The following is a 601-nucleotide window of genomic DNA, read 5'->3' on the forward strand; positions in this document are numbered from 1 at the left end:
ATACAACCCGAAGGAGTTTCGAGTTGATGTTCAAATCACCAAAGTTGTCTCTCATTATTTGAATGAGCGAGAGACATATCGATTTTGCCGGACTCAAATTCCAAGAACACTTGAATGTGTTTTTTGGTGTTTATCTTTCGATAAACATTGAGAACTTTACAAACAATCTTAAAGATTGTTTTGTCAGCTTTCCAAATTGTTAAAGAGCTAGATTTTCTGATGAAAACCATTTTTAAAGATTCTTTTTCAAGAACACTTAAAGATGGTGGAGCTATGCGGGATCGAACCGCAGACCTCCTGCGTGCAAGGCAGGCGCTCTCCCAGCTGAGCTATAGCCCCATCAAGGTGTCGATACTGTCGCCAATTCCTTGGGAAAGAAATTGGTGGGTCTGAGTGGACTCGAACCACCGACCTCTCGCTTATCAGGCGAACGCTCTAACCACCTGAGCTACAGACCCAGTATCGTCTCTTTACTTTATAAACCGTATCAATCTGTGTGAACACTCATCGCAATAATCATCGTTTAAGGAGGTGATCCAGCGCCAGGTTCCCCTAGCGCTACCTTGTTACGACTTCACCCCAGTCATGAACCACAAAGTGG

The 601-nt window shown here is 43.6% G+C and carries 2 tRNA genes and 1 rRNA gene; all 3 read right to left on the minus strand.

Annotation, left to right across the window (positions count from 1 at the left end):
- Positions 1-263 precede the first annotated feature (263 nt).
- A tRNA-Ala gene (locus tag R7F64_RS24080) sits at positions 264-339 on the minus strand.
- Positions 340-381: 42 nt separating this feature from the next.
- A tRNA-Ile gene (locus R7F64_RS24085) sits at positions 382-458 on the minus strand.
- A 66-nt stretch (positions 459-524) separates the two neighbouring features.
- Positions 525-601 (minus strand): 16S ribosomal RNA (locus R7F64_RS24090); the annotation flags it as partial.

The sequence above is a fragment of the Vibrio sp. Vb1980 genome (genome assembly GCF_033338615.1).
In the GTDB taxonomy this organism is placed as follows: domain Bacteria; phylum Pseudomonadota; class Gammaproteobacteria; order Enterobacterales; family Vibrionaceae; genus Vibrio; species Vibrio alginolyticus.